At 43.9% G+C, this 26,833-nt stretch carries 27 protein-coding genes and 1 riboswitch; of the genes, 19 read left to right on the plus strand and 8 right to left on the minus strand.

Annotated elements, in window-relative coordinates; all coding sequences use genetic code 11:
• Positions 1 to 22: 22 nt before the first annotated feature.
• Positions 23 to 178: riboswitch (M-box (ykoK) riboswitch) on the plus strand.
• Positions 179 to 328: 150 nt separating this feature from the next.
• The gene (locus RWS39_RS01690; RefSeq protein ID WP_314479786.1) at positions 329 to 940 is read left to right on the plus strand and encodes a glutathione S-transferase family protein; all 612 of its coding nucleotides are present in this window, start codon (positions 329 to 331) and stop codon (positions 938 to 940) included.
• 157 nt (positions 941 to 1,097) lie between these two features.
• A complete protein-coding gene (mgtA, locus tag RWS39_RS01695) occupies positions 1,098 to 3,758 on the plus strand; it encodes a magnesium-translocating P-type ATPase (RefSeq protein WP_314479789.1) in 2,661 nt (886 codons plus the stop codon).
• A gap of 68 nt (positions 3,759 to 3,826) precedes the next feature.
• Here mgtA and zwf read toward each other — a convergent pair whose 3' ends face one another.
• From zwf to RWS39_RS01720, 5 genes are all read right to left on the minus strand, one after another.
• Positions 3,827 to 5,290 carry a glucose-6-phosphate dehydrogenase gene (gene zwf / locus RWS39_RS01700; RefSeq protein ID WP_314479800.1) on the minus strand — a complete coding sequence of 488 codons (1,464 nt, stop codon included), beginning with the start codon at positions 5,288 to 5,290 and terminating at the stop codon, positions 3,827 to 3,829.
• A 121-nt stretch (positions 5,291 to 5,411) separates the two neighbouring features.
• The gene (locus tag RWS39_RS01705; protein WP_314479802.1) at positions 5,412 to 6,776 is read right to left on the minus strand and encodes an MFS transporter; all 1,365 of its coding nucleotides are present in this window, start codon (positions 6,774 to 6,776) and stop codon (positions 5,412 to 5,414) included.
• Between the two features lie 193 nt (positions 6,777 to 6,969).
• Positions 6,970 to 7,785 (minus strand): TIGR03943 family putative permease subunit, encoded by an 816-nt coding sequence (locus RWS39_RS01710; protein ID WP_314479806.1) that lies wholly within the window; start codon positions 7,783 to 7,785, stop codon positions 6,970 to 6,972.
• Positions 7,782 to 8,687 carry a permease gene (locus RWS39_RS01715; RefSeq protein WP_314479808.1) on the minus strand — a complete coding sequence of 302 codons (906 nt, stop codon included), beginning with the start codon at positions 8,685 to 8,687 and terminating at the stop codon, positions 7,782 to 7,784. The genes RWS39_RS01710 and RWS39_RS01715 overlap by 4 nt, the downstream gene beginning before the upstream one ends.
• Positions 8,684 to 8,821, minus strand: a complete 138-nt coding sequence (locus RWS39_RS01720) for an SPJ_0845 family protein (RefSeq protein ID WP_125380345.1) — start codon at positions 8,819 to 8,821, stop codon at positions 8,684 to 8,686. Before RWS39_RS01720 ends, RWS39_RS01715 begins: the two co-directional genes overlap by 4 nt.
• 171 nt (positions 8,822 to 8,992) lie before the next feature.
• On the opposite strand from RWS39_RS01720, the gene RWS39_RS01725 reads away from it, so the two are divergent.
• The 9 genes from RWS39_RS01725 (at position 8,993) to RWS39_RS01765 (ending at position 16,209) form a co-directional block, all read left to right on the plus strand.
• Entirely contained in the window at positions 8,993 to 11,125 is a 2,133-nt protein-coding gene (locus RWS39_RS01725; protein WP_314479812.1) for a Tex family protein, read from the plus strand.
• A complete protein-coding gene (locus RWS39_RS01730) occupies positions 11,112 to 11,561 on the plus strand; it encodes a SprT family protein (protein WP_314043031.1) in 450 nt (149 codons plus the stop codon). The genes RWS39_RS01725 and RWS39_RS01730 overlap by 14 nt, the downstream gene beginning before the upstream one ends.
• A gap of 102 nt (positions 11,562 to 11,663) precedes the next feature.
• Positions 11,664 to 11,936: a PspC domain-containing protein gene (locus tag RWS39_RS01735; protein ID WP_048792094.1), complete on the plus strand. Its 273-nt coding sequence runs from the start codon at positions 11,664 to 11,666 to the stop codon at positions 11,934 to 11,936.
• A 140-nt stretch (positions 11,937 to 12,076) separates the two neighbouring features.
• Entirely contained in the window at positions 12,077 to 12,568 is a 492-nt protein-coding gene (locus RWS39_RS01740) for an NUDIX hydrolase (RefSeq protein WP_314479816.1), read from the plus strand.
• A 143-nt stretch (positions 12,569 to 12,711) separates the two neighbouring features.
• A complete protein-coding gene (gene hprK / locus RWS39_RS01745; RefSeq protein WP_048792079.1) occupies positions 12,712 to 13,647 on the plus strand; it encodes an HPr(Ser) kinase/phosphatase in 936 nt (311 codons plus the stop codon).
• Positions 13,640 to 14,419: a prolipoprotein diacylglyceryl transferase gene (gene lgt / locus RWS39_RS01750; protein ID WP_125383640.1), complete on the plus strand. Its 780-nt coding sequence runs from the start codon at positions 13,640 to 13,642 to the stop codon at positions 14,417 to 14,419. The genes hprK and lgt overlap by 8 nt, the downstream gene beginning before the upstream one ends.
• 12 nt (positions 14,420 to 14,431) lie before the next feature.
• Positions 14,432 to 14,827, plus strand: a complete 396-nt coding sequence (locus RWS39_RS01755; protein WP_061910099.1) for a DUF948 domain-containing protein — start codon at positions 14,432 to 14,434, stop codon at positions 14,825 to 14,827.
• A gap of 15 nt (positions 14,828 to 14,842) precedes the next feature.
• The gene (locus tag RWS39_RS01760) at positions 14,843 to 15,286 is read left to right on the plus strand and encodes a YtxH domain-containing protein (protein ID WP_061423198.1); all 444 of its coding nucleotides are present in this window, start codon (positions 14,843 to 14,845) and stop codon (positions 15,284 to 15,286) included.
• A gap of 80 nt (positions 15,287 to 15,366) precedes the next feature.
• Positions 15,367 to 16,209, plus strand: a complete 843-nt coding sequence (locus RWS39_RS01765; RefSeq protein ID WP_314479824.1) for a C39 family peptidase — start codon at positions 15,367 to 15,369, stop codon at positions 16,207 to 16,209.
• A gap of 52 nt (positions 16,210 to 16,261) precedes the next feature.
• Here the strand turns inward: RWS39_RS01765 and RWS39_RS01770 are convergent, their stop codons facing one another.
• Positions 16,262 to 16,549, minus strand: coding sequence for a DUF3270 family protein (locus tag RWS39_RS01770; protein WP_005589467.1), 288 nt, complete (start codon positions 16,547 to 16,549; stop codon positions 16,262 to 16,264).
• 129 nt (positions 16,550 to 16,678) lie between these two features.
• Between RWS39_RS01770 and RWS39_RS01775 the strand changes: the two genes are divergently transcribed.
• Positions 16,679 to 17,608: a peptidase U32 family protein gene (locus RWS39_RS01775; RefSeq protein WP_314043044.1), complete on the plus strand. Its 930-nt coding sequence runs from the start codon at positions 16,679 to 16,681 to the stop codon at positions 17,606 to 17,608.
• 129 nt (positions 17,609 to 17,737) lie between these two features.
• Here the strand turns inward: RWS39_RS01775 and RWS39_RS01780 are convergent, their stop codons facing one another.
• Positions 17,738 to 18,301 (minus strand): TetR/AcrR family transcriptional regulator, encoded by a 564-nt coding sequence (locus RWS39_RS01780; protein ID WP_125383644.1) that lies wholly within the window; start codon positions 18,299 to 18,301, stop codon positions 17,738 to 17,740.
• A 141-nt stretch (positions 18,302 to 18,442) separates the two neighbouring features.
• Between RWS39_RS01780 and RWS39_RS01785 the strand changes: the two genes are divergently transcribed.
• The 7 genes from RWS39_RS01785 to RWS39_RS01815 all read left to right on the plus strand — a co-directional run bounded on the left by RWS39_RS01785 (position 18,443) and on the right by RWS39_RS01815 (position 25,529).
• Complete coding sequence (locus RWS39_RS01785) at positions 18,443 to 19,144, plus strand: ABC transporter ATP-binding protein (protein WP_125383645.1); 702 nt, start codon at positions 18,443 to 18,445, stop codon at positions 19,142 to 19,144.
• Between the two features lies 1 nt (position 19,145).
• Positions 19,146 to 21,869, plus strand: coding sequence for an FtsX-like permease family protein (locus RWS39_RS01790; protein ID WP_314479832.1), 2,724 nt, complete (start codon positions 19,146 to 19,148; stop codon positions 21,867 to 21,869).
• 93 nt (positions 21,870 to 21,962) lie between these two features.
• A complete protein-coding gene (locus RWS39_RS01795) occupies positions 21,963 to 22,811 on the plus strand; it encodes a metallophosphoesterase family protein (RefSeq protein ID WP_314479835.1) in 849 nt (282 codons plus the stop codon).
• A gap of 56 nt (positions 22,812 to 22,867) precedes the next feature.
• A complete protein-coding gene (locus tag RWS39_RS01800; protein WP_048763305.1) occupies positions 22,868 to 23,317 on the plus strand; it encodes an Rrf2 family transcriptional regulator in 450 nt (149 codons plus the stop codon).
• Positions 23,318 to 23,444: 127 nt separating this feature from the next.
• A complete protein-coding gene (locus RWS39_RS01805) occupies positions 23,445 to 24,074 on the plus strand; it encodes an NAD(P)-dependent oxidoreductase (RefSeq protein WP_314479837.1) in 630 nt (209 codons plus the stop codon).
• Positions 24,075 to 24,129: 55 nt separating this feature from the next.
• The gene (locus tag RWS39_RS01810; protein WP_314479839.1) at positions 24,130 to 24,987 is read left to right on the plus strand and encodes a VOC family protein; all 858 of its coding nucleotides are present in this window, start codon (positions 24,130 to 24,132) and stop codon (positions 24,985 to 24,987) included.
• A gap of 35 nt (positions 24,988 to 25,022) precedes the next feature.
• Positions 25,023 to 25,529 (plus strand): methylated-DNA--[protein]-cysteine S-methyltransferase, encoded by a 507-nt coding sequence (locus tag RWS39_RS01815; RefSeq protein ID WP_314479843.1) that lies wholly within the window; start codon positions 25,023 to 25,025, stop codon positions 25,527 to 25,529.
• A 51-nt stretch (positions 25,530 to 25,580) separates the two neighbouring features.
• On the opposite strand, the gene RWS39_RS01820 is transcribed toward RWS39_RS01815, so the two are convergent.
• Complete coding sequence (locus RWS39_RS01820) at positions 25,581 to 26,663, minus strand: M24 family metallopeptidase (RefSeq protein WP_314479845.1); 1,083 nt, start codon at positions 26,661 to 26,663, stop codon at positions 25,581 to 25,583.
• Between the last annotated feature and the right edge of the window lie 170 nt (positions 26,664 to 26,833).

The following is a 26,833-nucleotide window of genomic DNA, read 5'->3' on the forward strand; positions in this document are numbered from 1 at the left end:
TTCTAAAGAGGAGTATAGTAATAGTGTCAATCGGTAGGTGAGGCTACCATAAGGATACGGATGACTACCGCAAAGCAGTGGAGACACTACTCGTTGGTCAACAGTCCTGATCGCCAAGGTCAAGACTAAGCTCATTTCATCGCCTTATGGAGTTAAAGCTTGAACGGTGAATGCTTGTTTTATCTATGTTTAAAACAATGAAGCGAACAACCTGACATGCAAACAACCCTGCCCAGAATTGGCAGGGTCTTCTTTTTTGCTAAAAATATTTCAAGAGAGTAAATAGTTGATTGCCTGCCTCTTAAGAAAAAAAGAAGGAGGAATAGTGATGAAATTTTGGTATTCCAGTACCAGTCCTTTTGCGCGTAAAGTCTACGCTACAATTTTACATCATCATTTAGAGGAGCAAGTGGATATTCAGAAGGTTCAGGTGGCTTTCGACAAAAATTCACCGCATAATCAAGATAACCCTTTGGGTAGAATTCCTGCTTTTCAAGCTTCCAATGGAGAATGGTTGTATGGTAGTGATTTAATTTCCCAATATTTAGACGAGCTAGGTCAGGAAACTCCGCTTTTTCCTAATGGGATAGAGAAGTGGCACGTTTTAAACATACTATCCGTTGCTGAAGGAATCTTGGAAAACACAATGCCGATGGTTGCGGAAAAAATTTTTCATGAAAAAGAGCATTGGTGGAAAGACAGACATCAGCAAATTGAAGAGAGAAATGTCCGGAGTTTGGCCTTATTAGAGAAACTGGCTACTCAGCAGGGACTTTCTTTAAATATTGCAACAATCCAAGTAGTTGCTCTTGTAGATTGGTGGAATTTACGTGAAGAAGTCATTGGATTTTCTTTAAAAGAAAATTTTCCCGACTTGCAAGAATGGACCCAGAAGATGAATGCTACTTTTGATGTCTTGCAGGCATCTTGGGATTATTAACTACATTTGTAAACTAAGAAAGGAGAAGTACGATGCAAATTGACGATCATCCGGAACCGCACATACACAGCCAATCGCTGATTTGTGTCGTTCTGTCCTCATAAAGTGATTGGTCCCTGTGTATGAAAATTATCAATCATACATAAAGGAGAAACCAATGAAAACAGTAAAAGAAAGATTAGTTGCTGCTTTGCAACTTCCTGTAAAAGAAACTCTGGCATTTTACAAGACTTCCTTTCGTGGCCTGACAGAAGAGCAGGTCGAAGAAAATCGTGATCTCTATGGTGAAAATGTCATCACAAAGGGTCAGGAAGACTCCATTTTCAAGAAGATTTACGAGTCTATCATTAACCCCTTTACAGTCATCTTATTAGTGATTGCTTTAGTCTCTTTGGTGACTAATGTCTGGCTGGCTAAGCCTGGTGAGGAAGATCCGACGACTTCCATCATTATTGTCGTTCTGGTGCTGATTTCCGGCGGCATTCGTTTTATTCAGGAACTGCGGAGTGACCGCGCTGCTAGCAATCTGTCTCGTTTGATTGTCAACACGGCTACGGTTATCCGTGAAGGAGCAGAGCAGGAACTGCCCATTGATGAGCTTGTTGTAGGGGATATCATCAAACTTAGTGCTGGAGACATGATTCCTGCAGATGTACTGCTGCTGGATTCGCGTGATTTCTTTGTTCAGCAGTCTGGCCTGACAGGGGAAAGTGATGCAATAGAAAAGATCTGTTTGACCAAAGCAGATGGGCAAAATCTAGATAGCCTTTTAGAAACAGAGTCGCTGGCCTTTATGGGAACCAACGTTATTTCCGGGAGAGCCACGGCTCTGGTGCTGGTGGTTGGTGATGAGACCATGATGGGAGCCATTGAGCAGACGCTTAACACCTACGATGAACCGACCTCTTTTGAGCGCGAGATGAATAGTATTTCCTGGCTCTTGATTCGTCTGATGTTGGTCATGGTGCCAGTCGTATTCTTTATCAACGGTCTGACAGACGGTGACTGGCTGGAAGCAGGTGTCTTTGCCCTCAGCGTTGGGGTCGGCCTGACTCCAGAAATGCTGCCTATGATTATCACGGCTAGCTTGGCTAAAGGTTCCATTATCATGGCTCAGGAAAAGGTCGTGATTAAGAAGCTGAATGCCATCCAAGACTTAGGAGCTATTGATATCCTTTGTACGGATAAGACGGGCACACTGACCCAAGACGAAATTGTGTTAGAATACCCTCTGGATATTCATGGTGATTTGGACTTGGCAGTGCTCCGCCGGGCCTTTCTCAATTCCTATTATCAAACGGGTCTCAAAAACCTCATGGATCGGGCTATTATCAATCGGACGGAGAAAGAAGCAGAAAAGCATGAGATTGTTCGTGACTTAGACCAAACCTTTAAGAAAATTGATGAACTGCCTTTTGACTTTGAACGCCGTCGCATGAGCGTCATCGTCAAGGATGATGAGGATGTTATCAGCATGGTAACCAAGGGGGCCTTGGAGGAAATGCTGGCCATCTCTAGCTATGTAGAGTATAAAAATCGTATTACAGAACTGACTGAAGAGATTCGTCAGGAAATCCTTGCGGAAGTGGCTCAACTCAATGAGCAGGGGCTGCGCGTGCTTGGTGTTAGCTACAAGTCAGACTTAGAAGAAGATTATGAGTATGAAGTGAAGGATGAGTCCGATATGATTTTGACGGGCTATCTAGCTTTTCTAGATCCACCTAAGTCATCTGCGGCTCCAGCTATTGAAACCTTGGCTGAGTACGGTGTTGCCACTAAGATTTTGACCGGTGATAATGATAAGGTAACCCAGGCAGTCTGTGAAAAGGTTGGCTTAGATGTAGATAATATCTTGCTAGGTGTAGAGGTAGATGCTCTATCTAATGAGGAATTGAGTCAGGCGGTGGAGAACACGACAGTCTTTGCCAAGCTCTCACCTGACCAAAAAGCTCGGATCATCCTCCAGCTCAAAGCCAATGGCCACAAGGTTGGCTACATGGGTGATGGCATCAATGATGCGCCTTCTATGAAGGTAGCAGATGTTGGTATTTCTGTTGATACGGCAGTCGATATAGCTAAGGAAACAGCAGATGTCATTTTGCTGGACAAGGATCTCATGGTTCTGGAGAAAGGGCTGGTAGAAGGTCGCAAGGTCTATGCCAACATGACCAAGTATATCAAGATGACGGTCAGTTCCAACTTTGGAAATATCTTTTCTCTTCTTTTTGCCAGCATTTTTCTGCCTTTTCTGCCTATGGCACCAGTTCATCTGATTGTCCTCAATCTAGTTTATGATTTGTCTTGTATCGCTCTGCCCTTTGATAATGTAGATAGTGAATTTCTCAAGAAACCTCATATTTGGTCAGCTAGCTCCATTACCCGTTTTATGGCTTGGATCGGGCCTATCTCATCCGTTTTTGATGTTTTGACCTATCTGGTACTTTACTTTATCATCGTGCCTATGATCACAGGAGGCAGCTATCAAGCTGGTACTGAACAGACAGTGACCTTTATCACTCTTTTCCAAACAGGCTGGTTTATTGAGTCTATGTGGACCCAGACCATGGTCATCTACATGCTACGCTCGCCTAAGCTGCCTTTTGTGCAAAGCCGTCCTGCTCTTTCCGTCATTGTGACGACCATGGCGGCTGCGCTCTTTGTTACTTCCTTGCCATATAGCCTCTTTGCGTCAGTTCTGAAGACAGCTCCGCTGAATGGCACCTATTTCCTTTGCCTTTTCTTGATTATCGTGCTTTATATGGTTAGCGTAACCCTTGTGAAAGGCCTTTATATCAAGCGTTACAAGGAATGGCTGTAATAGAAGGGCTCGCAGAGTTTTAAGAGTTTAAAAAAGATTGGAAAACTTTCCAATCTTTTTTGCATGTATTATTCTTTATCAGGTTGCCATTGCCAGCTTGCTCCACATTGGGCGAGTAGCTCGAAAGAGGCTTCTGGTCCCATAGATCCAACAGGATATTCATGGAGTGGCACTTGATTTTGGCTCCAGAGTTCTTCAATGCGATCGATAAGCTCCCAGCTGGCTTTTACTTCGTCCCAATGACTGAAATTAGTTGAGTCGTTATTGAGGACATCAAAAATTAATTTTTCATAAGGGTCTGGAGAAGCTCCTGAAGCTGTGGCATCTGTCCGATAATCCAATGAGATGGGAGCTAGATTAAAGAGTTCCCCCACTTCCTTGCCATTGAGGCTGAGTGAAATCCCCTCAGTTGGCTGGATATAGATGGTTAGGACATTTGGTTTGAGAGGCTCACCAAAGATGGAGTCCATTTGCTTGAAGACGATATTGACATGGGTGCCTTTTTTGGTGAGGCGCTTCCCTGTTCGGAAGAAGAAAGGAACGTCACGGAAGCGGTCGCTATCAATGAAGAAAGCCCCAGAAGCAAAGGTTTCAGTAGTAGACTCAGGATTGACATTGGGCTCACTACGGTAAGAAATATATTTTCGACCGTTGATTTTGCCAGACTTGTACTGGCCGCGAATGAAGAAACGTTTCAAATCTTCCTCGCTTGGCTGAACGAGGCGCTCAAATACCTTGGCCTTTTCTGCTCGGATATCGTCTTTTGTAAAGCTTTTTGGCTTATCCATAGCTAATAAGGAGAGGAGTTGCAAGGTGTGGTTTTGCACCATATCACGGAGGGCACCGGATTGATCATAGTAGCCACCGCGTTCTTCAACTCCCAACTTTTCAGCAAAGGTAATCTGCACATTATCAATGTATTGGCGGTTCCAGACATTTTCAAACAGCAGATTAGCAAAGCGGATGGCAAAAATCTTTTGAATCATTTCCTTGCCCAGATAGTGGTCGATACGGAAAATCTGTTCTTCTTCAAAGGTGGCCAGTAGATCTTCGTTAAGTTTGCTGGCAGTTGCCAAATCTGTTCCGAAAGGTTTTTCGACAATCAGGCGTTCAAATCCTTTTCCATCAACGATTTGCTCAGATTTGAGATGCTTAGCAATGGTCCCGAAAAATTGTGGCGCCATAGAAAGGAAGAAGAGTTTATTATTTTCTGCCTGGTATTGCTCGTTAAGCTTGTTTTGCAACTTGCGCAATTCGATATAATGCTCGGTATCTTGCACGTCATGGCTTTGATAATAAAAGTGGCTGGCGAACTCTTGAGCCTGCTCTGCACTATCGGCTAGGTCTGAGATGGACTCGACAACGACCGACTCGAAATATTCCTTGCTCCAAGGTCTGCGGGCAGTTCCGATTACGGCAAAATGTTGCGAAAGATTGCCAGATTTATAAAGTCGAAAGAGGGAAGGATAAAGTTTTCTTTGAGCCAAGTCTCCGCTGGCACCGAAAATTGTAATAATAACTTTTGAAGACATGATATTTATTACCTATCTAAATGTGATTGTCTCTATTTTATCACAATTTTCAGAAAAATTGTATTTGAAAAATCTGGATTTGACCAAAGAAAATATCCCGAGGGGAAGTCGGGATAGAAAATTAAGCTTCTTTCTTCTGATGAATCGCTCGAAACAGAAAATAGTAGAAAATAAAGTTTCCTATTGCGAGAAGGAGAAGTAGGCTAAAGACATTGTGGACGCCGCTTGTCGTATCGGGTGCTTGATTGAGCAGGACAGCTGCAATTGCCGTTCCCAAGGCACCAGCAAAGGTTTGCGCTAGTTGAAAGAGGGCAGTCACATCCGCCGTTTTATCTCTGCTGACTTGAGAAGCGGATAAAGCCATAGTATTGTTGAAGGCCATGTTGCGTCCCAGAGTAAAGAGGATATAAAATCCCAAGATTAAAGGCAGATTGAGCCAGCCTGTAAAGAAGCTAAAGACAATCATGACCAGAAAGACTAGGCTATTGCCGCCTAGTAGAGACAGCTTTGGACCTTTGCTATCGTACAATTTTCCCAGAAAAGGCGACATAAAAGCTCCGATCATGGTTCCGGGAAGTAGAGAAAATCCAGCTTGAGCAGTAGAGACATTCTTGACCAGTACGAGAAAGTTGGGAATGAGAAAATTGCTGGATAGATTGGAGAATTGGAAGATTAAAAAGGGTAGAATTCCAAAGAAAATCGTTGGTTCTTTCAAGATACGGATGTCCAGAAATGGGTGTTGAACAGTCAGACTCCGCCAGATGAAAAAGGCAAAGGAAAGGAGGAAAATAACTAGATAGAGCCAATTGACACTATCGCCACCTTCCAAACTGGAGATGGTCATCAGAGAAAAGGAAAGAGCCGTTGCGAGCGAGAGAAAGCCCAGCACATCAAAGGGACGCTTGCTTTTGCCAGACGAATTTTCCAAGTTAACATAAGCCAGTAAAAAAGAGAGAATGGGAACTGGCATGATAAAGCTGTAGATCATGTGCCAGTCGAAGGAGCCAATCATGAATCCTCCGTAGGTCGGGCCGATGGCTGGTGCTATGCTGATGACTAGGCCGCTCAGCCCCATATAAAAGCCGATTTTCTGCCGAGGAATTCGCTCCACGATGAGATTAAACATAAGTGGAATGGCAATCCCAGTCGCTCCCCCCTGAAGGATCCGTCCCAGCATAAGGAAAGTAAAGTCTGGGGCAATCATGGCAATCAGATTGCCAAGGGTAAAGATGGAAAGCGAGGTAAAGAGGATGCGACGCTCCGTCCAATTGTGGGCCAGAGTTGCACCTAAAGTTATGGTGATGGCGACGGCCAGCAGATAGCCAGTCGTAATCCATTGTAGCACTCCTAAGCTCAGACCAAATACTTTGCTGAGGTGGGGAAAGGTCACATTCATACTAGTCTCTGAAAGAATTCCAGCAAAGGCGACTAAAGCCACAGCCAGAATAGAAAGCAAATCTCGTTTCCTTACTTTTTCTTGATTCATAAAAAGAGCTCCTTTTCAAATGAGATAGTATTATTGTAGCATGATTTTTCAAGATAAGAGAGAAAAATTTAGAGAGCGACCTTTATCAAGTCTCTTCTAATTTAGAAAAGTCGGTCAGAGCAACTGAGTAAAGGGTAGAGAATGGCATATAAAAGAAACACCCATGAAAATGGATTTTCATAGGTGCTTGGCTTTAAAAGACTCGATAAACGTAAGGATTTTCTGGTTTTTCTACCTTATCAAAGCTCTCGACTTCTAGAGTAGGCAGGCTTTGCCCCAGACTTTTATGGTAGTGCATGGCAAGTTTTCCCTTGGCATGAATCCAGGTATTATTCTCGAAACGCTGGGTATTTCCAGTCGTCAAGAGACCATAGACACCTGAGTCGGCAATACAATGGATAATACCGAAGCGAAAGAGAAATTGGCTCTTCTGATCGCTGGGGTCATTGTAGACAAATCCGGTGAACTCCAGCGTCTTGCCCACAAACTCGTCGGGATAGTCATAGATGACCTCCATGACCTCCATGTAATTTTCGGTTGTGACCTGAATGGTATCTTGCTTGACATATTTCTTAGCGGCTGCCCGCATTTCTTTTTCGTAAGCACCTTTTGTGAAGTAGGTGCTGGTGTCCGGCTTCAGGTATTGGCTGGTAGTGCCTTCGTCCTGCTGGACGGCTGCAGAAGTTCCTTCAGCCAGCGGGAAATGAAATCCTTTAGCCGAAACTGTCGTCGAATCCAAGGTGACAGTTGGAAAGAAAATTCCCACGAAAAGCGGAATGACAAGGAGCAGCACGCTGCCTAACTTAGCCCAGCGAGTGCTTAAATGACTGTGGACCTCCATCTTCTTCATCCAGATGATGAGCTGCACAACTGCCAAGATAAAGGATAAAATCATAGATAGATAGGCCAGATAGGAGTAGTGGAGATTGATGTATTGGTTGAGCTTACCTGTCAGCTGTAGGTACATGGTGATCTCAAAGTAGCCGACTAAGATTAGAAATCGAATCATAGCACAACCCCCACAAGCCAAGAGTAAAGAAAGACAACGACGGTAACCAGGCTGATAAATTGCCAGATAAAGCGTGTCTTAAAGTAGTTTTTCATCATCAGCAGATTCTTAACATCTAGCATAGGCCCAATGACCAAGAAAGCTAAGACTGGCGATAAGCCGAAGCTAGCAATCAAGGAGCTCCCGATGAAAGCATCAGCTTCGCTGCAAAGTGAGAGCAGGAAGGACAGCAGCATGAGCAGGAGAATGGCAACAGCTGGTGTTGAGCTAATTGAGGTCAGGATTCTGGTTGGCACATAGACTTGTACCAGACTGGCGAAGAGACAGCCAAAGACTAAATAGCGACCTGTATCGAAAAATTCATCAATGGCCTGCACAAAGACCTGAAAAAACTTTTGTCCCTTGCTGAGATGTGAAAAGTCATGCTCATGAACAGCCTTGCGATTTTCTTTTTGAATATTGCTGTCTGCAAAGAAGCCTAGAAAAATCCCTAAAAGAACAGCCACGACCATAGAGCCTAAAGCACGAAGCAGAGCCATTCGGAAGGAATTACCAAAAGCTGAGTAAGTCGCAAAGAGCACGATGGGGTTGATAACTGGAGCCGTTACCAGAAAAGGCACAGCTGTGTAACTGGGAACTCTCTTTTCTAAGAAGCGGTTAATTATGGGAACAATACCGCACTCACAGGACGGAAAGACTATACCGATCAAGCTTCCAAAGAAAATCCGAGCCCATTTGTTCTTGGGCAGGAAGTGATAAACCCTGTCTGGCGTGACATACACCTCGATAAAGCCAGAAATAATACTCCCAATCAAGACAAAAGGCAGGGCCTCAATGATGATGGAGAGAAAGATAGCGCCAGCCTGTAAGACGCTGGAAGGAAGGTTAGAAAAGAAACTCATGCTTTTCTAGCCTTTTCTTGCGCTTCTTTTTTCTTTTTGTCATCTGGAAATTCTACTTTTTCAAGCTTGGGCAGAGTGGCAAACTCCTCGAACATCTTGTCTAAATCGTCTGTTTTGGTAAATTTCACAGCCATAGGGCCACCTCATTTCTAAAATAATAATTCTATTATACTACCAAACGAAAAAAAATGATATTTTCAGACATGATGGATCAGAGATGGCAGACTTATCCTAGCAAGAAAAAGATGGTTTAAACTAGTCTTTATAGATTTTTCAGCTTCATATTATGATATAATAGAAGAGTTATGGAAAATATAAATATTGAAAAAATTGCCCAGAAATTGGGCCTTAAAGAAAGCCAAGTATCACAAGTCCTAGATCTGACCGCTGAAGGAAATACGATTCCTTTTATTGCTCGTTACCGTAAGGAAATGACAGGAAATCTGGATGAGGTCGAGATTAAGGCAATCATTGACTTAGATAAGAGCATGACTGCTTTGGCTGAGCGTAAAGCAACGGTCTTAGCTAAGATTGAGGAGCAGGGTAAACTAACGGATGCGCTTCGCTCTGAGATTGAGGCTGCTGAAAAACTGGCTGATGTGGAAGAATTGTATCTGCCCTACAAGGAGAAGCGCCGTACCAAGGCTACCATTGCGCGTGAAGCAGGTCTCTTTCCTTTGGCCCGCCTCATCCTACAGGATGCGGCTAACTTGCAGGAAGAAGCTGAGAAACTGACTAGTGAAGCCTTTCCGACAGCAGAAGCTGCTCTTGCTGGAGCAGTGGATATTCTGACCGAGGCGATTTCCGAAGATACCAAGCTGCGGGCTTGGACCTACCATGAAATGCAGTCCAATTCTTCTATCGTATCCAGTCTCAAAGACGGGGATTTGGATGAAAAGCAGGTCTTCCAGATTTATTATGATTTTTCCGAAAAAGTAGCGACCATGCAAGGCTACCGTACCTTGGCTCTTAACCGTGGTGAGAAGCTAGGTATTCTCAAGGTTGGTTTTGAGCACAATCTTGAGAAAATTCTGCGCTTCTTTGAAGTACGTTTCAAGGTGAAAAATACCTATATTAGTGAAGCTATCCAGCAAGCGGTCAAAAAGAAAATCATTCCAGCCATGGAGCGTCGTATTCGGACCGAGCTGACTGAGGCCGCTGAAGATGGAGCAATTCAACTCTTCTCAGATAACCTCCGCCATCTCCTTCTGATTGCTCCTCTTAAAGGTCGCGTAGTACTGGGCTTTGACCCAGCCTTTCGGACAGGGGCTAAGCTGGCTGTTGTTGATGCGACAGGTAAGATGCTGACGACTCATGTTATTTATCCAGTAGCGCCAGCAAAGCCAGCTCAGATTGAAGCATCTAAGAAAGAGTTGTCAGAGCTGATTGAGCAGTTTAGCGTGGAAATCATTGCCATTGGAAACGGAACGGCCAGCCGAGAAAGCGAAGCCTTTGTAGCTGAAGTCTTGAAATCTCATCCAAATGTCAGCTATGTTATCGTCAATGAGAGCGGAGCATCTGTCTACTCAGCTAGTGAACTGGCTCGTCATGAGTTTCCAGATTTGACTGTTGAAAAGCGCTCAGCTATTTCCATTGCCCGCCGTCTGCAGGATCCTTTGGCTGAGCTAGTCAAGATTGATCCTAAGTCGATCGGGGTTGGTCAGTACCAGCATGATGTCAGCCAGAAAAAACTGTCTGAAAGTCTGGACTTTGTCGTTGATACCGTGGTCAACCAGGTCGGAGTTAATATCAACACCGCCAGTCCTGCCCTGCTGGCCCATGTAGCTGGTCTTAATAAAACTATCTCAGAAAATATCGTCAAGTACCGGGAAACAGAAGGCTTGATTCGGTCTCGCGAGGCCATCAAGAAAGTGCCGCGTCTGGGTGCAAAAGCCTTTGAACAGGCAGCCGGCTTCCTGCGTATTCCCGAAAGTGATAACTTGCTAGACAATACAGGCGTTCACCCAGAGTCTTATAAGGCGGTGGAGGAGCTCTTTAAGCGTCTGGAAATCAGCAGTTTGGATGAAGCAGCCCAAGCCAAATTAAAGGCTGTTCAGATTGCTAGTTTGGCTGCAGAGCTAGGCTTGGGAGAAGAAACCCTCAAAGATATTATTGCCGATTTGCTCAAGCCTGGCCGAGATTTGCGTGATTCCTTTGACGCGCCAGTTTTGCGGCAGGATGTCTTAGATATCAAGGACCTGCGCATTGGTCAAAAGCTGGAAGGCGTTGTCCGCAATGTCGTCGATTTCGGAGCCTTTGTGGATATCGGTATCCACGAAGACGGTCTTATCCATATTTCTAAAATCAGTAAAAACTTTATCAAACACCCTAGCCAAGTCCTGTCGGTTGGTGATTTGGTCACTGTCTGGGTGGATAAACTGGATGTGGAGCGGGAGAAGGTCAATCTCTCTCTGATAGCGCCAAATGAATCTAACTAACTACGTTAAGCAGGTGTCATTGGAAGATTTTGGCTGGGAATTTCACCACCAAGCTTATTGGAACAAACGTCTCCGGACGACTGGAGGACGCTTCTTTCCAAAAGATGGTCATCTGGATTTCAATCCGAAAATTTATGAAACTTTTGGGCTTGAAACTTTTCGAAAAATTGTCCGTCATGAGCTAGTCCACTATCATCTCTATTATCAGGGTAAAGGTTATCGCCATGGAGATAGAGATTTTAAAGACCTCCTTAAGCAAGTTGACGGTCTGAGTTACGCTCCATCCTTGTCCGACTCGCAAACCTTTCTCATTTATAAATGCTTGAGCTGCGGAACGCTTATCCGTCGTAGACGCAGGATAGACATAAAAAAATATCGTTGCGGTCGTTGTAGAGGTCAACTGTCCTTCCTCAAAGAGGAAACAAACAGAGAGTGAATGAATTAAAAACGGAACGATGCAGAATCAGCCTTGGGGCTGATTTTTTTGTTATCCCGCTATGATAAAATGAAGGAAAGAATGAGAGTTGAGGTCATCATCATGAAAACTAAGTTTTATAAATTAAGAAGAAACCGAGTGATTTCAGGAGTTTTGTCGGGATTGGCTGATAAATTTAACTTTGATCTTGGCTTGTTACGCTTTTTATTCATCATCTTTACAGTTTTCAATTTTGGTTTGGGCATTTTGATTTATATTTTGTTGGCCATCGTGATGCCTTACAAAGAAGATGTGGAAGCAGAAATGTATGGAACGGGGCCTCGCAAAATGAAAGATGCCGAGCCAATCAATGACAATGACGGTTGGTTTTGGTAAAATAACAAATATAAAATTCGGGAGTATGCCCGAATTTTTGCTAGATGTAGAAGAAACGAAAAGAGAGAATCTAGGGAAGTGTAGTTGGCTGAATCTGGAAACTGCTACCGAAATACGAATGACTTATCCAAGGAGGAAATATGACAGAAGTTTGGAATGCCTATGACTTGAATCGAAAACAGCTCCCGCATCTCCTAGTTCGAGGAGAAAAAATTCCTGAAGGGCAATTTCATCTCTGTGTCAATGTCTTGGTTCGTCACCAAGATGGTGATATTCTCTTTATGCGGCGGTCAGCAAATAAAAGTCTCTATCCTGGCTATTATGAGTTCGGAGCGGGAGGTAGTGTGCTGGCAGGAGAGGATAGTCAGACAGCCGCTCTGCGGGAATTGAAAGAAGAAACAGGCCTGGTTCCCGACAGTATCAGACTGTTGGAGCAGGTGTGCTCTGTCGAAGACCAGTGCCACTTTGACTTCTATGAAGCAGTGGTGTCTAGTGACAAGAATCAAGTTCGCTATCAGGCAGGCGAAACCGATGCTCATCTCTGGCTACCTCTAAGTGAAATACCAGCCTTTATCGAGAGCCATCCTTGCTTTCAAAATCAAAAAAGAATTCTCAAAAAATGGATTGGCTAGTTATTTTGACTGGCCCTTTTGCTGGCTGGCAGATATTTTCACAAGCTTCTAGGGAAAAATCCTGCTTAAATTCCAATCTTAAAAACTCTTTTAGGGTAAAAATTTGCTATAATAGAGAAAGATAAATTTGAAGGGAGCAGGGAATGTCTGTAAAGGTCAAAGATTTGATTGAAAAAGTCCGTTTACGCATCGTTTACGGCAGTGATGACCTCTTAGAAAAGGAGATTTCGACATCGGATATTTCGCGGCCGGGCCTTGAAATGACCGGCTATTTTGACTACTACACGCCAGAACGGATTCAGCTGATTGGGATGAAGGAGTGGTCTTATCTGATGAAGATGACATCCCACAACCGTCATCAAGTCCTTCTGAAAATGTTTCAACCAGAAACGCCAGTTGTCATTGTGGCACGCGATTTGGAGATTCCTGAAGAAATGCGGCGAGCAGCTGAAGAAAAGCAAATCGCGATTCTTACCAGCCGCACATCAACCAGCCGTCTATCAGGGGAAATTTCTAGTTTCCTTGACTCACGCTTGGCGGTCAGAACCAGTGTTCATGGCGTATTGATGGACATCTACGGGATGGGAGTGCTGATTCAAGGGGACAGTGGTATTGGTAAAAGTGAAACTGGTCTTGAGTTAGTCAAGCGTGGCCATCGTTTAGTGGCGGATGACCGGGTTGATATCTTTGCCAAGGATGAAATGACTCTCTGGGGAGAGCCTGCTGAGATTCTTCGCCATCTCTTGGAAATTCGCGGTGTCGGCATTATCGATGTGATGAGCCTTTACGGAGCTAGTGCGGTTAAGGATTCTTCACAGGTACAGATTGCCGTCTATCTGGAAAATTATGATACCAATAAGACCTTTGACCGTCTGGGCAATAATGCAGAAGAACTGGAAGTTTCCGGTGTCAGAATTCCTCGGATTCGCATCCCAGTTAAGACAGGACGCAATATCTCTGTAGTGATTGAGGCCGCAGCCATGAACTATCGGGCTAAGGAAATGGGCTTTGATGCCACCAAGATTTTTGAAGAACGACTGACTAATCTGATTAGCCAGAATGAGGTGAAAGATGCTTGATCCAGTAGCTTTTTCAGTCGGTCCCTTTAGTATTCGTTGGTATGCGATCTGCATTGTCACTGGCTTGATTTTAGCCGTTTACTTAGCTATGAAGGAAGCGCCACGCAAAAGAATGATTCCAGATGATATTCTTGATTTCATTCTGATTGCCTTTCCCTTGGCTATCCTTGGAGCGCGGCTTTACTATGTAATTTTTGAATGGTCTTATTATGGCAAGCACTCTCTGATTGAGATTTTTCAGATTTGGAATGGTGGTTTAGCCATTTACGGCGGTTTGATCACTGGTGCCCTTGTCCTCTATTTCTTTTCACAAAGAAGGCTGATCAATCCTGTTGATTTCTTGGATATTGCAGCACCTAGCGTCTTGATCGCTCAGAGTATCGGCCGTTGGGGCAATTTCTTTAACCAAGAAGCCTATGGAGCAGTGGTCAAAAATCTTAATTATCTGCCGTCCTTCATCCGTAACAATATGTACATAGATGGTGCTTATCGCCAGCCAACCTTCTTATACGAATCCCTTTGGAATTTACTTGGCTTTGCCCTATTGCTGATTTTACGACGCCGCCCTAAATTCTTCCGTCAGGGAGAATTGGCAGCCTTTTACCTGATTTGGTATGGTTTTGGCCGGATGATTATCGAGGGTATGCGGACCGACAGTCTCATGTTCTTGGGTGTGCGTGTATCTCAGTGGCTGTCTGCAGCTCTGATTTTACTCGGCATCGGCATTATGATTTACCAAAGAAAAAAACAAGCCCCCTATTATCAAGAATGAGAGGAGAATATTATGCTTGAAATTGCTTATACTTTAGTTGCTGTCGCTTTGATTGTCTTTCTAATCTACATGACCCTCACCGTCAAAACTCTCGGTGATAAGGCTGCAAAAATGCTGGATGAGACCGAAAATACGATCAAAGTGTTGACTTCTGATGTCAATGTCACCCTGCATCAAACCAATGATTTGATTGCCAAAGTCAATGTGTTGACAGATGATATCAACCACAAAGTAGCAACGATTGATCCGCTTTTCAATGCGGTGGCAGACCTATCCGAATCAGTCTCTGATTTAAACGATCAGGCGCGTGTTTTAGGAAAAAAAGCAGTCGCAGCAGGAAGCACGACAGCCAAAACAACAGCAGGTTTGACTGCCCTTCGTTTGTTTACAAAATTATTCAAAAAATAAGAAAGTAGGTTTACTATGGGAAAAATTTCATCACTTTTATTAGGTGCTGTGTCTGGTGCAGCTGCGGCGTACTTTCTCACCAGCAAAAAAGGCAAAGAAATTACTGAAAAAGTTCAAGACTTTGTTGTTGACTATCGTGAAGATCCAGATAAGACACACGAAGCAGTTGTCCAATCAGTAAAGGATTTTTCAGATCAGGCTGTCAAGGCCATCAACCAAACCAAGGAAAAGGTTGAAAATGGCGAAATTACAGCTGAAACAGTGTTGGAGTCTGTAAAGGATACGACCAAGTCAGTAGTAGACTATTCACAGGATAAATTCCAAGAAATCAAAGAAAAGTTTGAAAAAGAAGAGGAAATTCTTGAAGAAGAAATTTCTGATATCGTGGTGGAAGAAGGAGAAAAAGCCCCTTCAGAAGAAATCATCATTGATTTAGAAACAGAAGAACTTGAAAAATAAAAAATTAGGCTAGCATTTGCTAGCCTATCTTGATTTTCGACTTAGAAAACGCTATCATATAAATAAAAGGGGGTGTTGGTATGAAAAATTTAAAAGTACTTGCCCTGCTAGGTTTAGGCTGCTGCTTACTAGCTTGTTCTCGGCAGAAAGATTCAGAGTCCCCTCAGTCTGGAAGCTCTGACTCTTCTTCTAAGGCTTCGAGCACGAGTCAAGCCCGCTCGAAAACAGCTAGCAGTAGTCAATCTAGTGCAAATCAATCTAGCCCCAGTCAGAGTTCGACTTCTGCGGAGTCGGAAAGTTCTAGTCAGACCGGTGAAAAGGTCAGAGAGGAGGAGACACAATCTTCTAGTAAAGAAGCATCTTCCCCAATCAGAAAACGCCTGGAAGTTCCAATGCAGATCCAGCGAGCTTGGAATACTTGCGCACCGACCTCTGTCAGTATGATTCTAGCTTACAGGGGCGTTCAGGCTAGTCAGGAAGAATTGGCACGAGCGATGGGCACTGATGAGACCTTCGGTACCCATAATGTCAATGCAATCCGTGTCTTAAATCAATATTTATTTGGTTATGCGGAAGTGCCAGCAGGTCAAGCGGGCTATCATCTTGCTACAGTGACTAGTAGCGCCTCGAATTCGGAAGATATGCGTCTTTTTAAAGAGCGCCTGCGCAAGAATATTGATGATGGCTATCCGCTATATTATACGATTGATAATGCCTCCATCTACCCAGGTCACAAGGGTGAACACAATGTTGTGGGGACAGGTTATGAATTATCAGCAGATGGCAGTGATGTCCTTGCAGTTTATTACATTGATCCGTCCTACACCGTTCAGGATCCAGTCTATGGAGGGCTGAAAAAGGTAACTCCGGAAGAATTATTGGCAGCTATGTGTGTTTGTCAGGAACCAAATTACGCTTGGTAAAGAAAAGAAAAAACGAGATCTTTCGATCTCGTTTGATTTAATTCGTAGATAATCAATGTTTCTTTCTTCGAACAGTGCGATACCCTTGAATAATCATAAGACTTAGGACAATAGCAAGTGAGAAAGATAGAAAGGTGCTCATTTTTGCAGACAAAAAAATAAAGCTAAAAAAGACTGTCAAAATACAGAATAAAGCAATATTTATAAAGAAAAATAGCTCACGTAATTGTGATGCCGATTCTGCTTGGGGCAGGTATTCTTGATAGGATATTTCCTTAGTTTGTTCTGTCGAATCATGCAGGGGCGCTGATTCAAACTGTTTAAAATCTCTTACAGCCATTGTCTCTCTCCTAGTAGTACCTTATCATTCTATCATGTTTCTATGATTAGATATATTACAAGATAGTTACAAAACGAATAAAATCGAATTAAGAAATCATAAATCCTATTTTTTTGGTATAATAATGATATGAAAAAGATAATTATTACAGCAACAGCTGAAAGTATAGAACAAGTTCAAGCCTTATTGGAAGCAGGAGTAGATCGTATTTATGTCGGTGAGGAAAACTACGGTCTTCGTTTACCGCATAACTTCAGTTACGACGAATTAAATCGTATTTCTCAAATGGTTCATCAGGCAGGAAAAGAAATGACCGTTGCCGTCAATGCTTTGATGCATCAGGACATGATGGACCAGATCAAGCCTTATTTGGATTTTCTTCAGGAGATTGAAGTGGACTATATCACCGTTGGGGATGCAGGTGTATTCTACGTCTTGCAACGGGATGGTTATAAGTTGAAAACGATTTATGATGCTTCGACCATGGTTACCAGCAGCCGCCAGATTAATTTTTGGGGCAAGAATGCTGGGGTATCAGAAGCTGTTTTGGCGCGGGAAATTCCATCGGCAGAACTCTTTAAAATGCCGGAAATCCTTGAAATTCCAGCAGAAGTCCTAGTTTATGGTGCGAGCGTTATCCACCACTCTAAACGTCCGCTTTTGCAAAATTATTATAACTTTACACACATCGATGATGAAAAATCAAGAGAGAGGGATCTCTTTCTTGCGGAACCGAGCGATCCTCAGAGCCATTATTCAATCTTTGAGGACAAGCATGGGACTCACATTTTTGCCAATAATGACTTGGACTTGATGACCAAGTTGACAGAATTGGTTGACCACGGATTTACTCATTGGAAATTGGAAGGTCTTTATACTCCTGGTCAGAATTTTGTTGAGATTGCTAAGCTCTTTGTTCAGGCAAGAGATCTGATTGAAAAAGGTGAATTTAGCCATGACCAAGCTTTCTTGCTAGACGAACTACTTCACAAATTGCATCCGAAGAATCGTTTCCTTGATACAGGATTCTATGATTACGACCCAGACATGGTGAAATAGACAGGATTTTGTTGCCTTTATCTAAGTGGCCATCACCAAAAAGCTATTTGCTCACCAGAAACGTTTTAAGAAAAGGCACAGATTACTCTGTGCCTTTTTGAGTTTTCATCTATAAAAATGGAGTGCTGGTTATGATTTCCAATAATCATAATTGTAGGTAGCTAGGATCATTTGCGTAATTTCTTCAGGTTCTTCCTGAGCTCCGCCAGCTATCCAAAGAGAAATAATCCCCTCAACACTGGATAAGAAGATTTCCAAGGCGTATTTCTGAGGGATGTGGAAGTTCTCCTCTAAAAAACGCTGGGTAGCAGCTTCTTGCTTATCACTCAGAATGATACTGGTTATGAACTCTCGAATAGCTCCGCGAAAGTCAATATAATGGCTTCTAGTCAGGGCATTGATCAGACGTTTATTAGCACGCAGTATATGAAATTTGGCTATCATGAACCGTTTGGAATATTCGCCTTCTTCTTCAAACAAACTATAACTATAAAGTTGAGAAATGATGTCGCTTTTGAGGCTATCAATCATCTGATACTTATCTTGGTAGTGGAGGTAGAAGGTGCCGCGATTAATCCCTGCCCGCTTGCAGAGATTGCTGATGGAGATAGTATCAAACCTTTCCTCTGACAGTAGCTGAATCAAGGCTTCTTTGATGTCTTCCTTGGTGCTAGTTTTTCGTTTCTGGACCATTTTTCTTCCTTTTTACTTAAATCAACACTTTGTTGATTTTTGATTATTGCTTTTTATCTAAGCTCATTATATAATATCTGTGATTTAGAATCAACATATTGTTGATTTAAGAAAAAGAGCTTTGAAAAGGAGAGAAGCGATATGGCTTATATTGAAATGAAACATAATTTTAAACGTTATCAGGTAGGTGATACAGAAATTGTTGCCAATCATGATATTTCTTTTGAGATTGAAAAGGGGGAACTGGTCATTATCCTAGGTGCCTCTGGTGCAGGCAAGTCTACGGTGCTCAATATCCTCGGCGGTATGGATACCAATGATGAAGGAGATATCCTGATAGACGGACAGAATATTGCCAACTACAATTCCCACCAGCTGACGGACTATCGCCGCAATGATGTGGGTTTCGTCTTTCAGTTTTACAATTTGGTGCCCAACCTGACGGCCAAGGAAAATGTTGAATTGGCTTCTGAGATTGTCAAGGATGCCCAAGATCCAGTAGCGGCTCTGACCGCAGTGGGACTAGAAAAGCGCCTCAATAATTTTCCAGCGCAGTTGTCAGGCGGGGAGCAGCAGCGAGTGTCTATCGCTAGGGCTGTGGCCAAAAATCCCAAGATTTTGCTCTGCGATGAGCCGACAGGAGCTCTGGACTACAATACTGGTAAGCAAGTGCTGCAAATCTTACAGGATATGTCCCGCAATCAAGGAGTGACAGTTATTATCGTGACCCACAATGCTGCCTTGGCTCCCATTGCTGACCGGGTCATCCGTATGCACGACGCGAGAGTCAAAAGTATTACAGTCAATGAAGAGCCACAGGATATAAGTACATTGGAGTATTGATATGAAGAGAAAGATTTATTGGAAAGATATTCTGCGCTCCTTCACTAGCTCTAAAGGACGTTTCCTATCTATTTTAATCCTCATGATGCTGGGCTCTTTAGCTCTCGTGGGACTCAAGGTCGCTCCACCCAATATGCGCAGAACAGCAACAGATTACTTGAAAGAGCAGCGAACCATGGACTTGGCCGTTATGGCGGATTATGGTTTGGATGCGGAGGATCAGAAAGAGTTGGAAGCGATCAAGGGAACTGATGTCGAGTTTGGCTATCTGACAGATGTCACCGTAGACGAAGAGGCTCTCCGAATATTCTCAGATACCAAGGATATTTCAAACTTTCAAGTGACCTCTGGTCGTCTTCCTAAGAAAGAGCAAGAAATTGCCCTGGCTAGCTTTTGGTCTAAGAAATATAAGCTTGGTCAGGAGATCCATCTGACCGAAAAAGCCGGCAGCCGGTCAGTTCTGAAAAACAAGACCTATAAGATTGTGGGATTTGTCAACTCAGCAGAACTCTGGTCTGATAGAAATCTAGGCAATGCGACTAGTGGCAGCGGGGCTTTATCAGCCTATGCTGTAGTCAGCCCTAAGGCCTTTGATACAGATGTTTACAGTATTGCCCGCCTGCGCTATCATGATTTAGAAAAACTGGCTCCCTTCTCTGAAAGCTATCAGGAGCATTTGGAGCAGCACCAGACTGCTTTGGACAAGAGCCTGGAAGATAACGGAGTGGCTCGCTTTAAGCGATTAGAGGCAGATGCCAAAAGCACCATTCAGAAGGGCGAAGATAAGATTGCTCAGGCTGAGAGCGAACTGACCCAAGGTAAAAAGCAATTAGAGCAAGCTCAGAATCAGCTGAACCAGCAAAAAAACCAGCTAGCAGCAACTCGATCCGCTTCTATCCTCCCTCCTGCTCAGCTCAGCCAGAGCCAGCAGCAGATTCAGGGAGCTGAGTCCCAGCTCAATCAGAAAAAAGCAGAGCTAGCAAAGGCAGAGAAAGACTTATCAGCTAGCAAGGACAAGCTAGCTGACGCTAAGGCAAACCTTAGTCGTTTGAAAGAGCTGGCCTATCATAGCTATGACCGCAAGTCTCTGCCAGGTGGGAATGGCTATCATATGTATAAAAACTCCATGAATAGTATTGCGTCGATTGGTAATATCTTCCCGGTGGTGCTCTATCTGGTGGCAGCAATGGTGACCTTTACCACTATAACGCGCTTTGTCGATGAGGAGCGAACAAATGCAGGTGTCTTTAAGGCTCTAGGCTATCATAGCCGAGATATCATTCGCAAGTTTGCTCTTTACGGTTTGGTGGCGGGGAGTCTAGGTACCCTCATAGGGATTCTGCTGGGACATTATTTCTTATCGGGAGTGATTTCTTCTATTATTACCAGAGGAATGGTGCTTTCTGTCCCGCATGCATATTTTTATGTTTCCTATAGTATACTGGCCCTTGGACTTTCCCTTCTATCCAGTGTTCTCCCTGCCTATTTGGTAGCAAGACGGGAGCTGACAGAGGAAGCAGCACATCTGCTTTTGCCCAAGCCACCGGTCAAGGGCTCCAAGATTTTCTTGGAAAGACTGCCCTTTATCTGGCGACGTCTTAGCTTTACTCAGAAGGTCACAGCTCGCAATATCTTTCGCTATAAGCAGCGGATGTTTATGACCATCTTTGGTGTGGCGGGGTCTGTTGCCTTACTCTTTGCCGGTCTAGGACTCCAGTCTTCTATTGGTGGTATTCCCAAACGTCAGTTTGAGGAGATTCTGCGATACGACTTGATTGTCGCTGCCAATCCTGGGGAAAATCAAGCCGAACAAGATAAGCTGAAAAAGATGTTGGCAGATGACTCGATTGCTGCCTATCAGGAGATCCACAGTGAAACTTTGACGGAGAAATACAAAGGGAAAAAAGAAACAGAGTCAGTCACTTTAATGGTTACGGACAAGGAAAATTTTAAACCGTTTATTTCTATGGAAAGTCCTGACAGCCGACAGAAGCTGTCCCTGAAGGACGGTGCAGTTGTTTCGGATAAATTGGCCCGTATAGCTGGAGTTAGCCCCGGTGGCAGTATAGAGCTGGGTGGCAAGTCTGTCAAGCTCGCAGCAGTCAATGAGAATCATTTTGGCCATTTTGCCTTTATGAAGGCAACTGACTACCAGAAGATTTACGGGAAAAAGCCTGAGAAAAATGCTTATCTAGTGCGACTCAAGGATTCTTCCAGCAAAAATATTGTGGACAAAGCCAATGAATTTATGAGCCTCAAGTCTGTCAAGAGTGTTTCGCAAAATGCTAGCATGGTGCAGCAGTTCAACGTTCTAGCTAATTCTCTTAATAATACGATGATGATTTTAGTGCTGATTTCCATTCTTCTAGCAGTCGTCATTCTCTACAATCTGACCAATATCAATGTAGCCGAGCGGATTCGCGAACTGTCCACTATCAAGGTTTTGGGTTTCCATAATAAGGAAGTGACCCTCTATATCTATCGAGAGACCATTATCCTGTCAGTGATTGGGATGGCAGTTGGGCTTCTAGGCGGTTTTTTCCTTCATCGTTTTTTGATTGAGAAGGTTGCGCCTAGCATTATCAGCTTAAACCCTCAAGTAAGTCCCTCAGTCTATCTGTTTCCTCTAACTGCAGTGACTCTTATTCTGACCTTGCTTGGCTTCTTTGTTAACTACCGTCTCAGACGAGTAGATATGCTGGAAGCACTTAAGTCTGTCGATTGAAAAAAACACTTCAAAACTTTCACTCCCTTGATGGGTGGAAGTTTTTTTGAACTTTGATATAATATTCTTTGTAAAGAAAGAGAAAGACACACGATGACACGAAAAATTGCCTTATTATCCGATGTGCATGGGAATAGCACAGCCTTGGAAGCAGTACTTGCGGATGCGGAAAGCCAGCAGGTGACAGACTATTGGTTTTTAGGGGACTTGCTCCTGCCAGGAACTGGTCGCAGAAATATCCTAGATAGGATGGAGCAGCTGCACATCAGTCTCCAGGTCAGGGGGAATTGGGAGGACAGCCTCTGGCATGCCCTGCACCAAAAGTTAGACTTGACACGTCCCAGTCATCTCTACCTGACCCGGCTCTGCCATTTTGTCCTAGAGGAAATCCGTCCTGAAGAGATTGACCGTATGCAGGAACTTCCTCTGCAGCTCTTGACAGAAGTAGAAGGCTTGAAGATTGCGGTCAGCCACCATCTGCCTGATAAGAACTGGGGGCGGGAGCTGATTCATATTGGCGAGCAGAGCGATTTCGACCGCCTTTTTGAGGGGAATGACTGCGCTATCGCTGTTTATGGTCATATTCACCAGCAGTTTCTCCGTTATGGGACTCAGGGGCAGCTGATTATCAATCCTGGCTCTATTGGTCAGCCATTCTTTCTTGATTCAGCTTTGCGTCAGGACTTGCGAGCCCAGTATGCCATTTTAGAGATTGATGAGACAGGTCTGGCTGATGTTGACCTTCGGCGCGTGGCCTATGATGTGGAGCAGGAGCTGAGATTGGCTCGGGAGCTCCACTTGCCTTACTATGAGATTTATCGGGAGAGCTTGGTCAATGGTATCCACCATACCCATAACCATGATCTGCTGCGGGAAATCAGTGAGCGGGAAGGCTATGCAGATGAGATTGCGGCTTTCTTAAAGTCTAGTCGTAACTCTTGAAGTTACACCATTTTTGAGATATAATAGTGAGAGAAAATGATGAGGGAGGAGAAAAAATGCAGATTTCTAGCCGTTTTACCATTGCCACCCATATGCTGATTGTACTGGCTTTGGAGGGAAAAAAACGAAAACTGACAAGTGATATTCTTGCTGGAAGTGTCGGCGTCAATCCAGTTATTATCCGCAAGACCCTGTCCCAGCTCAAGAATGCCGGGATGATTACCGTTGCTCGTGGGACTGGAGGAGCAGAGATTGCCAAAGATTTGAAAGATATTAGTCTGTTGGATGTCTATAGTGCGGTTGAATGTCTGGGCAAGAGCGGCCAGCTCTTTAGCTTTCATGACAAGCCTAATCCAGACTGTCCTATCGGCAAGAACATTCACAATGTCTTAGATGACCGCTTAGCGGCTATTCAGGCAGCCATGGAAGCTGAATTGGCTCAGACCAGCCTTGACGAGGTCGTCGCAGCAACCGAAAAAGAAATAAAAGAACAATCTGTTTCCTAGTGAGCAGATTGTTTTTTTGTGAATAATATCCCGAGATGTAATTATTGACATTACATTAAGATGTGCTATACTATTAGATGTAACAAAAACAATTACAATCCAAAATAAACTTTCGGAGGAAATGAGTATGAAAATCGCAGTAATCGGGGCAAATGGAAAAGCGGGCAGTCTCATCGTGAATGAAGCAGTTAAACGGGGGCATAATGTAACGGCTATCGTTCGGTCAGCTAATAAAAGTGAGGGCCAGTATGAATTAATTAAAGATTTGTTTGACTTGACTAAGGAAGACTTACTTGAGTTTGATGCAGTCGTATCAGCTTTTGGAGCTTTTGCACGCGACAACCTGCCTCAGCATACAGGTTCATTGGAACATCTAGCAATGCTTTTGGCAGATGCAAAGACTCGATTGTTGGTGGTCGGTGGTGCAGGCAGCCTCTATATGGATCCAGAAATGAGCATCCAGCTGTCAGATACACCAGATTTTCCAGCAGATTACAAGCCTTTGGCTAAAGCTATGGCGGAAGGGCTAGCTCATTTGCGTCAGTTTGATAATGTTCTATGGACCTACATCAGTCCCGCAGCAGATTTTGATGCAGATGGTGCTAAGACGGGCGATTATATCCTAGCTGGCGAGGTCTTTACTGTCAATGAAGCCGGTCAAAGTCGAATTAGCTATGCAGATTATGCTGTGGCTATGCTGGATGAGATTGAAAAGGGTAGCCACATCAAGAAACGTATTTCTGTTTTGGAAAAATAAAAAAATTGAGCAGAAGAACTGCTAAAATTTAGAATCGAAGAGAGGAGAAAAAAACATGACTTTTGAATATGGAAGCAAGATTTATCTAGGAGAGGTGGCACTTTATGTAGCTGACCTAGCAAGCCAAAAGGATTTTTACCAGCACGTTTTAGGCCTGGAACTTTTGGAAGAGCAGGACGGACAAGTAGCTTTGGGCAGGGTTGGACAAGTTCTGGTGAGGCTCTTAGCGACCAGTGACCGGCAGTCAGTCAAGTCGGCTTATGGTCTTTATCATCTGGCGCTTTTGCTTCCAAGCCGTCAAGCCTTAGCGGATATCCTGAAGCATTTATCCGAAAATAAAGTACCTATGGTTGGAGGAGCGGATCACGGTTACAGTGAAGCCATTTATCTGGAGGACCCAGAAGGCAACGGCATTGAGCTTTATCGGGACAAGCCTCAGGCTGATTGGGATATTCGAGAAGATGGCCGCATTATCGGAGTGACGGAAGCGCTAGCGGCTCAAGAAATCTATGAACTAGGTCAGGAAGTCCAGCCGTTTAGTATTGCGGAAGGCACTCGTATGGGCCATGTCCATCTGTCTGTGAAAAATAGTAGAACAGCCAGTCATTTTTACCAAAAGCTTCTAGACTTGGAGGATAAATTTTCTGTACCTTCTGCTAGATGGCTGGCATCCGGAAACTACCATCACCATTTAGCAGTCAATGAATGGGGAGGTTCTCACTTGAATCATCGCCAACCTAAACAACAGGGACTAGCCTATTTTGAGGCACAAGTAGAAGGAAAAGAAGACCTAGTAGCAATTTATGAAAATGCTCTGGACTTGCAGGCGCCAGTCCGATGGATTAGCTCCCAAGAGCTAGAAATCACAGACCCAGATGGGATTGTGGCAAAAGTTAAAACAAAAGTGGTATAATAAGGCTTATCAAGAAGCTCGAAGAAAGAAAAAATATGTACAAGACTTATTATGCATCACCGATTGGCCGGATTCTTATCTTGACAGACGCAAATGCCTTGTTGGGGCTTTGGCTGGAGAATCAAAAATATTTTGGGGCAGGCTATAATCTAGAGCAAGCGCAGCAGGAGGAGACAGAAGTCAGCCGACGCATCTCTGCCTGGCTGGATGCTTATTTTAAGGGAGAAAATCCTGCAACTGATGAAATTCCATTGGCACCCCAAGTTACTGAGTTTAGAAGCAAGGTTCTGACAGTGCTGCAGAAGATTCCCTATGGACAAACGGCTACCTATTCAGATATTCTACGAGAATTACAAGCTGAGTACGGTAAGATTGGCTCTGCTAGAGCAGTCGGTGGTGCCATCGGTCATAATCCCATTTCCCTTCTGATTCCCTGTCATAGGATTGTCGGAAGCGACGGCAGATTGACCGGTTATGCTGGCGGTCTTGATAAAAAAGCCTTCCTACTGGAGTTGGAGGCTGGGGAGAAGACAACAGGATAAATAAAACTATTGATAAGCTAAAAAAGCACCGAACGGTGCTTTTCTGTTATTCTATTCAAAATACAACAAGTCCTTGCTAGTCTCAGTGAAAAGTTCAAAGCCATTCTTTGTAACATAGCCGCAGTCCTCGATGCGGACGCCAACCTTGCCAGGAATGTAAATGCCGGGCTCGACAGAGAAGCACATGCCTTCCTCGATGACCATGTCATTGCCTTCCATGATAGATGGGAATTCGTGGACATCCATACCGATGCCGTGTCCAAGGCGGTGGTTGAAATACTCACCATAGCCAGCTTTTTCGATGACCTCGCGGGCTGCTCGGTCTACTTCATGAGCTGTGACGCCTGGCTTGATAAAGTCAAGAGCAGCTTGCTGGGCTTCCAATGTCAGATGGTAGATATCTTTTTTGAACTGGTCTGGCTGGCCAACAGCGACGGTCCGTGTCATATCGCTGGCGTAGCCATTGACCATGCAGCCAAGGTCAAAGAGAAGAAGGGCATTGTTTTCGATCTTATTGGCTCCGGGAATGCCGTGCGGATTGGCTGCGTTGTTGCCTGTCAGAACCATAGTTTCAAAGCTCATCTCATAGCCTTCTTGCTTAATAGCGAAGTCGATTTGAGCGATGATGTCTGTTTCGGTATTTTCTAGTGAAATATTGTCAAAACCAATATTGACCGCCTTATCGGCATACTGGCCAGCTACCAGCATTTTCTGGATTTCGTCGGCTGATTTGATCAAGCGCAAGCGGTTGATGTAAGGAGTCAAATTGACAAATTCAGCCCCATCAAAAACGGTACGCAGGCCGTGGTACTTGGTTAAAATCAGATTGTCAAACTCGACCGCTACTTGTTTGAAGGTGTGAGATGGTAGGGAAGCCTTGATTTTTTCCCAAGGATTTTCAGAATCGACATAGCCCACAACCTGAAAGTCTACGGTAGAAGAAGCACGCTCAACTTCCAGTGCTGGTACGAAAAGGAGTGGCTCATGGTCAGTGTAGACGAATAGGAACATTTGGCGTTCATGTGGATCGCTGTAAAAGCCTGTTAGGTAATGAATGGTTACAGGATCAGAGATTACAGCCACATCCTGCTTTTCATTTTCAAGATAAGTGATGATTTGATTGATTTTTGTCATAGTTCAACCTTCTTTCTATGCCTCTATTTTTGCAGAAAAAGTGAAAAAAATCAAGGATTTTAGTGAGGATTCCTTATCATTGCTTGGAATTTTCGCAAGAGGGAAAGCTAAGGTAAAATTTCTATAAGAATGTTGGAATATAGTGTGCGAAAATAGTATTTTTTAAGGAA

The sequence above is a fragment of the Streptococcus cristatus genome, from assembly GCF_963529205.1.
Taxonomy (GTDB): domain Bacteria; phylum Bacillota; class Bacilli; order Lactobacillales; family Streptococcaceae; genus Streptococcus; species Streptococcus cristatus_O.